General features: G+C 67.8%; 6 protein-coding genes and 1 pseudogene. 4 read left to right on the top strand and 3 right to left on the bottom strand.

All coding sequences use genetic code 11. The annotated features are described in order from the left end of the window. Positions 1–85: 85 nt before the first annotated feature. Positions 86–865, bottom strand: a complete 780-nt coding sequence (locus AWZ10_RS15500; protein WP_060891338.1) for a GntR family transcriptional regulator — start codon at positions 863–865, stop codon at positions 86–88. Between the two features lie 168 nt (positions 866–1,033). On the opposite strand from AWZ10_RS15500, the pseudogene AWZ10_RS53670 reads away from it, so the two are divergent. The 4 genes and pseudogenes from AWZ10_RS53670 to AWZ10_RS15480 all read left to right on the top strand — a co-directional run bounded on the left by AWZ10_RS53670 (position 1,034) and on the right by AWZ10_RS15480 (position 4,547). Next, positions 1,034–1,398: pseudogene (locus AWZ10_RS53670) on the top strand (SCO3933 family regulatory protein). Then, on the top strand, positions 1,398–2,699 hold the full coding sequence (locus AWZ10_RS15490; RefSeq protein ID WP_060891337.1) for an FtsK/SpoIIIE domain-containing protein: 1,302 nt from the start codon (positions 1,398–1,400) through the stop codon (positions 2,697–2,699). The pseudogene AWZ10_RS53670 and the gene AWZ10_RS15490 overlap by 1 nt, the downstream one beginning before the upstream one ends. Then, complete coding sequence (locus tag AWZ10_RS15485; protein ID WP_060891336.1) at positions 2,696–2,893, top strand: hypothetical protein; 198 nt, start codon at positions 2,696–2,698, stop codon at positions 2,891–2,893. The genes AWZ10_RS15490 and AWZ10_RS15485 overlap by 4 nt, the downstream gene beginning before the upstream one ends. 244 nt (positions 2,894–3,137) lie before the next feature. Continuing rightward, complete coding sequence (locus tag AWZ10_RS15480; RefSeq protein ID WP_338135328.1) at positions 3,138–4,547, top strand: replication initiator; 1,410 nt, start codon at positions 3,138–3,140, stop codon at positions 4,545–4,547. A gap of 158 nt (positions 4,548–4,705) precedes the next feature. Here AWZ10_RS15480 and AWZ10_RS51500 read toward each other — a convergent pair whose 3' ends face one another. Then, complete coding sequence (locus AWZ10_RS51500; RefSeq protein WP_162948192.1) at positions 4,706–5,494, bottom strand: trypsin-like peptidase domain-containing protein; 789 nt, start codon at positions 5,492–5,494, stop codon at positions 4,706–4,708. Between the two features lie 300 nt (positions 5,495–5,794). Further along, the coding region (locus AWZ10_RS15475; protein ID WP_208618503.1) for a transposase at positions 5,795–6,377 on the bottom strand (583 nt) is incomplete at its 5' end.

Raw genomic sequence — 6,377 nt, 5'->3', positions numbered from 1 at the left:
GCGGCCGGGGCGGCCGGGCGGCCCGGCGCGCCGTAGGCGCGCCCTTGAGGAAGTGAAGGCTGTTTCGACCGATCCGGCTCGCCGGTCAGGTACGGGCGCGTGGGGCGGGCTGTGTGTCGGCGGTGATCGGGTAGGCGAGTTCGGCTCGGTCGGCGCCGGTGCGGAGTTCTTCGAGGAACAACGGGCGGTCGTCCGTGTCGTGGGTGACGCGGGAGATGTGCAGGATCGGAGTCGCGTCGGGGAGCTGGAGCGTGGTGCGCTCGTCGGGCAGGGGCATCCGGGCGCGTACGGTCTCCGACCACGTGAGCTGGTGGCCTGCCTCGGTGAGCAGGCGGTAGAACGCCGCCGGGCGCTTGCACGGCTCTTCCCCGAGTACCGGAACGGCTTCAGCGACGGCGAACGGGATCAGGGTTCGGTGCATGGCGCGCGTGCCCGTGCTCGGGTCGAGCAACAGCCGATCGCATCCGAACAGGGCCTCTTCCTCGGCAAGTTGGAGGAGTCGGCCGGTGGCTTTCGTGGTGTGCGTCCGGTAAGTGCTGGGCTCCTCGGTCTCCTGCCAAATGTCGCCGCCCGGCATGACGAACCTGCCGTCGGCGGTACGGCTGATGCGGCGCTCGATGGTCAACGAGGGCTGTCCGTCGGAGCGTACGAAGCTGCCCTTGCCGTGGCGGACGTCGATCAGTCCTTCTGCGCGCAGTGCCGCAATCGCGTTGCGGACGGTCGGGCGTGAGACGCCGTAGCGGGCCATGAGCTGGGCTTCGGACGGCAACAGGGAGTCGGGGGCGAACTCACCCGACAGGATCGCTTCGCGGATGGCTCCGGCCACCTGCTGGTAGAGGGCTCCGGGGCGTTGGATCTCCGACATCTGGGCGTCTCCGACGGGTCGGGGTCATAGGCACGTCACTCGCGCGGCGTCACTCGTCAGCATAAGTAGTTGCGCACCTGCCGTACAGCACCACACACTCGTCACTCGTTAGGACAAGTGACGTCAGAAGAAGTCTGGCGTCGTGACTGGCCAGGGAGGCCACAGATCATGCAGTCCATTCCCGTGGACACGGCGCGGCTCGGCGTACTGCGGTGCGCCATCGCTCCGGAAGTGAAGTTCAGCAACGTAGAGACGCAGGAGGTGAAGAAGGACCGGGACGGCAACCCCGTCTACACGGTCGCCGTAACCGTGCGGCAGACCGGCGGCGGATCTCCGTCATCGAGATCGCCGTCAGCGGTGAGCCGACCGGGATCGAGGAAGGACAGATCGTCAAGGTCACCGGGCTGACTGCGTTCGCCTGGTCGATGGGCGACCGGCACGGCCTCAGCTTCCGCGCGGACGCCATCACACCCGTACCCATGCCCTCGACCGCGACCGCCCCCGCGGCACAGCGCAAGGGTGGTGACGCGTGATGGAGCCGTACATCATCGCCTTCGCGCTGGCCGTGCTGGCCTGGCTGCTGGTCGTCGGGGACCTGGTGCGCCGCCACCGCCCGGTCTGGCACTGGTACCTCGTCGGTTACCCGGCGACCGCGTGGCGGATGGCCTCCACCTGGAGGCGGGTCGCCGTGCTCAACGACCTGGCCGTGTCCCGGCTCCCGGCGCGCACCCTCGTCGGACACCTGCTCGTCAAGGGAGACCCGGTCCGGCCGGTGGCCCCCCGCTGTTCCTTCCCGCGCGTCACCCCGATGGGGTTGTCCGTGGTGGTGCGGCTGCACGCGGGCCAGACCCCGGCGACGTACCTGAAGGCGGCGGACGCGTTCGTACACGCCTGGAAGGTGCACGCCGTACGGGTCACCTCCCCCGAACGCGGCCTCGTGCTGCTGACCGCGATGGCCCATGACCCGCTTCAGCGGCCCGGCTTAGCCACCGCCCCCGCCGAACTCCTCTGCGCCCTCATCGGGGCCCTGGAGACGGGCGGAGCGTGGGTGATGAACCTGCGCCTGGTGCCGCACTGGCTCATCGTCGGGGCCACCCGCTCGGGCAAGTCCACGCTTCTGGCCCGGCTCATCACTGAGCTCGCCGCACAACGGGTCGCCCTGGTCGGCGTCGACTGCAAGGGCGGTATGGAACTGGGCCTGTTCGCCGACCGGTTGAGCGCGTTAGCGACCTGCCGCCGGGAAGCGGTCGCGGTGCTCTCCGCCCTGGCCGTCGACATGCAGGACCGCATGAGCGCCTGCCGCACGGCCGGAGTCCGCTCCATCTGGGAACTCCCGGACAAGCTCCGCCCCGTACCGGTCGTCGTCCTGGTCGACGAGATCGCGGAACTGTACCTGTCCGACGGCACCCGCGAGAGCAAGGCAGAAGCCGAACAGTGCTCCACCCTCCTGCTGCGCCTGGCCCAGCTCGGCGCCGCCCTCGGCATCCACCTCGTCGTGGCCGGCCAACGCGTCGGCTCCGACCTCGGCCCCGGCGTCACCGCCCTGCGCGCCCAGCTCGGCGGCCGGATCTGCCACCGCGTCAACGACCCCGGCACCGCCGAAATGGCCCTCGGCGACCTCAACAAAGACGCCGTGGCAGTGGCGCAGTCGATCACCGCGCACGAACGGGGCGTGGCCGTGTCCACCGGCCCGGACGGCGGATGGAACCGCGCACGCTCCCACCTCACCCCGACGGATGAGGCCGTGGCCACGGCCCGCAAGCACGCCGCAATGACCCCTCACCTGCCGCTCGTCACCCGCGCCCTCGCCGCGCTGGAAGGAGAGTCCAAGTGATCAGCACCGGTACGGCGTTCACGTTCGCGGTGATCTTCGGGATCATCACCGTCCTCCTCGTCCGCTCCCGCGACGTCCGCGCCTGGGAAGCGGTCTGCGTCGGCCTCTTCGGCCTCTACCTCGGCCAGACCCCCGTCATCCACACCGTCCACGGCCTCGTCACCTGGGTCATCAGCGGCTTCTCCCACACCTGAGCAGAAAGGACACCCGACTATGCCCATGCCTCGCGTGAGGTGCCCCCACTGCAAGGGCGACGGCGCCCGCCGCACCTGGACCGGACGACTGCGGCGCTGCCGCGTCTGCCGGGGCACCGGCACCATCCGCTGAACCCTCACCCCACTCACCCGACCGACCTGCAAGGGAGCAACCCATGACCGACAACGCGCCGCCCCACCTCACCCGTGCCGCTACGGCGGCCCACCCCGAAAGGGCACCACCATCACCCCGCCCCACACCCCGGCTGACAGGCGCGCCGCCCTCGACCGCGCGGCGCGCCTGCGTCAGCTCCCCGAAACCGACCGCGACGCGATCCGCCTCGCCCAAGACCCCCGATTCGCCCGCTGGATCGAACAGATCACCGCAACCGGCGGCTGCGCCCACCCCGTCCACCTCACCGGCTCCACCACCACCCTGGACGGCACCACCAGCGAGATCGTCCACCACTACGACACCCGCACCGAACCCGGTGAACGCCTCCTCGTCCGCTGCCGCAACCGCCGCGCGTCCGTCTGCCCGGCCTGCTCCCGCCTCCATGCCGGAGACACCTTCCACCTCGTCCGCGCGGGCCTGACCGGCGGCAAGAACATCCCCGCCACCGTGCGCCACCGCCCCCGGCTCTTCGTCACCCTGACCGCCCCGTCCTTCGGACCGGTACACCGTGCCGGGGATGCCTGCCGCCCCCGACGCGACCGCCGCACCTGCACACACGGGCACCCCCTCAGCTGCGGCCTCGTCCACGCCCCCGATGCTCCTGCCGTCGGCCAACCCCTCTGCCCCGACTGCTACGACTACACCGGCCACGCCCTCTGGCACGCGCACGCTTCCAAGCTCTGGGACCGGTTCGTCATCGACGTACGGCGGCGCCTCGCCACCTCCGCCGGCCTCGTACAGTCCCGCTTCGCCGACCACGCCCGGCTCTCCTTCGCCCGCGTCGCCGAATACCAGAAGCGAGCGGCCGTCCACGTCCATGCCGTCGTCCGCCTCGACGGACCGAACGGGCCCGACGACGAACCCCCGGCCTGGGCCACCAACGGCCAACTCGCCGACGCCGTACGCGCCTCCGCCCGGCGCGTCGTGGTTCGCACCCCCTACAGCCCCGCCGTGGGCGAACTACTCCTGCACTGGGGCGAACAGATCGACGCTCGACCTCTGCACGCCAACGCAGATGGCCCCGACGATGACGCCGTTGCCGCATACGTCGCCAAGTACGTCACCAAAGGAGCCAGCGAGACCGGCGCCGGCACTGACCACCCACTCACCACCTGGGAGGACATCACCACCGCCCCCGTCACCACACACGTCCGCACCCTCATGCGCACCTGCTGGCGACTCGGCGGCCTCCCCGAATACGAACCCCTCCGCCTCCGCGCCTGGACCCACACCCTCGGCTACCGCGGCCACATCCTCACCAAATCCCGCGCCTACTCCACCACCTACGCAGCACTCCGCGCCGAACGCGCCCACCACCTCGGCCACACCACCAGCACCCCCGACACGATCACCGAACGGAACTGGCGCTACGTCAGCTCCGGCCACACCCCCGGCGCCGCACTCATTGCCGCCGGAATCGCCGAAGACCTTGCCACAAACCGTGAGATCGCGCGCGAAGAGCGTGAGGTGCGCCGGTGACAAGACGCCATAACGAGCAGTGGGCTCGGGCTGTCGAGCGGCAGGCGGCCAAGTTCCCCACCCGCATAGGGCCAAAGAGCGCTGCGCGTCTCGTGCGACTGCTCGGCCCTACGCGATGACGACAGGATTTTGGCACATGCTCAAGAAGTTCTCAGAACTCATGCACCGCTGCCCCGTAGAGAGTTGTCACCTCTGCGCCGCGCATTCAGAATTTCGAGAACTACATCGAACTTCCAAACCCGTCCAATGTCCGACTCGTCATTAATTCGACCAGAGTAGACACCCAACAAATTCCCGACCGGCCCCGCGATGAATCCGGTCTTTCCATCCACCATCTCGGTCGCCCCACCGGGCGAGTATGCGAGGACTGGAGATCCCGACTGCCCCTGACGCGTCCTTGCGTCGACCAGAAAGCATGGGAGAAGATCATAATCCACTTCAGGCTCTGAGGCAATCGCCCCTTTAGTCCAGATAGGAAGCGACCCTCCGGCTGCCTGCCCAAACGGGAAACCGACAATGTTCACCCAATCCGATATGCCGGCCCGTAGAGTTTTCCGCATCACTTCGGGACCATACGGCTGAATATGGACTCCTTGAAGATTCGTGAGCGGAAGAGCAACAACATCAACTTTTCTTCCGTAATCAGGATGCTCGAACCACAGCGGACTTTCGGAATCATCGACAAGCGGCTCATCGAAGTCATTCCAAGCAACCTCGGTCGAGGTGGCCTTCGTGAGATGTCGAATGGTAAGCGTGTCCGGAATTGCCGCGGTCCGCGACATCGGTTGTCCCGTTTGCGGATTTCGCCCACTCGCTACATGCCAATTCGTAATCAGGAAGGGTTGCTCATCAGCCACGACGGTAAATCCGGTGGCATGACTCAAAAGAATGCCGTTGACCTTACTTGCAAGCAGGAGAGATCTCGTTGACGGAGGAGCTAGAGCCATGAGATTTTTCCTATTCTATACACGAAATCAGACGGTCTCGCGATTCAAGCGAGTCGAGGTCGCACGCGACCATATAACACCCGCTAAGCTAATTTGTCCGGCACTTTCCTAGATTTGCTAGAAGGCCGCGGATGCTAGCCTCGATCTTTCGTGACGGTCGGCCGACGGAGTCGGCGGACCGTTTCGCTTTCGGTGGCTGAGGATGGGCACGCCGACAGCCCGAGTGTCGTGTCGGGTGGGCGCCGGGTTCCACTTTCCCGGTGTGGTGGTGCGGATCGTTGGGGTGGTCGGTGTGGCTGGTCAGCCGGGGCTCGGCAAGGCATTGAGCCGGTCGATTGCCCGGGTGATCTCGTCGGTCCAGGGCCATCGCGCAGTGAAGCGGAGCCAGCGGCGGCGGCCGGTGCTCACGAGCTGGGCGGCGGCGCAGAACAGCCTCAGACGGAGCTTCTTGGGTTCCCAGCGGCGGGCCTCGCCGGTCAGCGCGAGCATCGGCATCCAGGCGAGGAGGTCGAGTGCGAGGGAGACGATCTCCAGCCAGATCCAGTTCTGTGCGGTGTCGTGCAGGGGCAGATTGCGCAGTCCGGTGTCGCGGGCGCCTCGGATGCGGTCCTCACAGCGGGCCCGGCGGCGGTGACGCAGTTCGAGGTCGGCGAGCTGGCCGCCTCTTGTGTTGGTCGCGAAGCAGGTCAGCCGTAGCCCGTCAAGGTCGGTGAAACGCAACTGGGCGCCGGGGTGCGGCCGTTCCTTGCGGACGACCAGCCGCATCCCCTTCGGCCACGTACTCAGGTCGGGCATGTCCGTGATCTCCGCGACCCAGGCGCCGGGCCGCTCGGTGCCGCCCGCGTCATAGGCCGGCGTCCACGCCTTCTTCGGAATCTTCAGC

It is taken from the genome of Streptomyces europaeiscabiei, assembly GCF_001550375.1.
Lineage (GTDB): Bacteria > Actinomycetota > Actinomycetes > Streptomycetales > Streptomycetaceae > Streptomyces > Streptomyces europaeiscabiei.
Note: the sequence above shows the minus strand (reverse complement) of the source record. Positions and strands in the feature narration are given on the sequence as shown.

Coding starts and splice junctions, on each gene's coding strand:
- AWZ10_RS15490 (WP_060891337.1), top strand. CDS start 1,398: ATGGAGCCGTACATCATCGCCTTCGCGCTGGCCGTGCTGGCCTGGCTG.
- AWZ10_RS51500 (WP_162948192.1), bottom strand. CDS start 5,494: ATGGCTCTAGCTCCTCCGTCAACGAGATCTCTCCTGCTTGCAAGTAAG.
- AWZ10_RS15500 (WP_060891338.1), bottom strand. CDS start 865: ATGTCGGAGATCCAACGCCCCGGAGCCCTCTACCAGCAGGTGGCCGGA.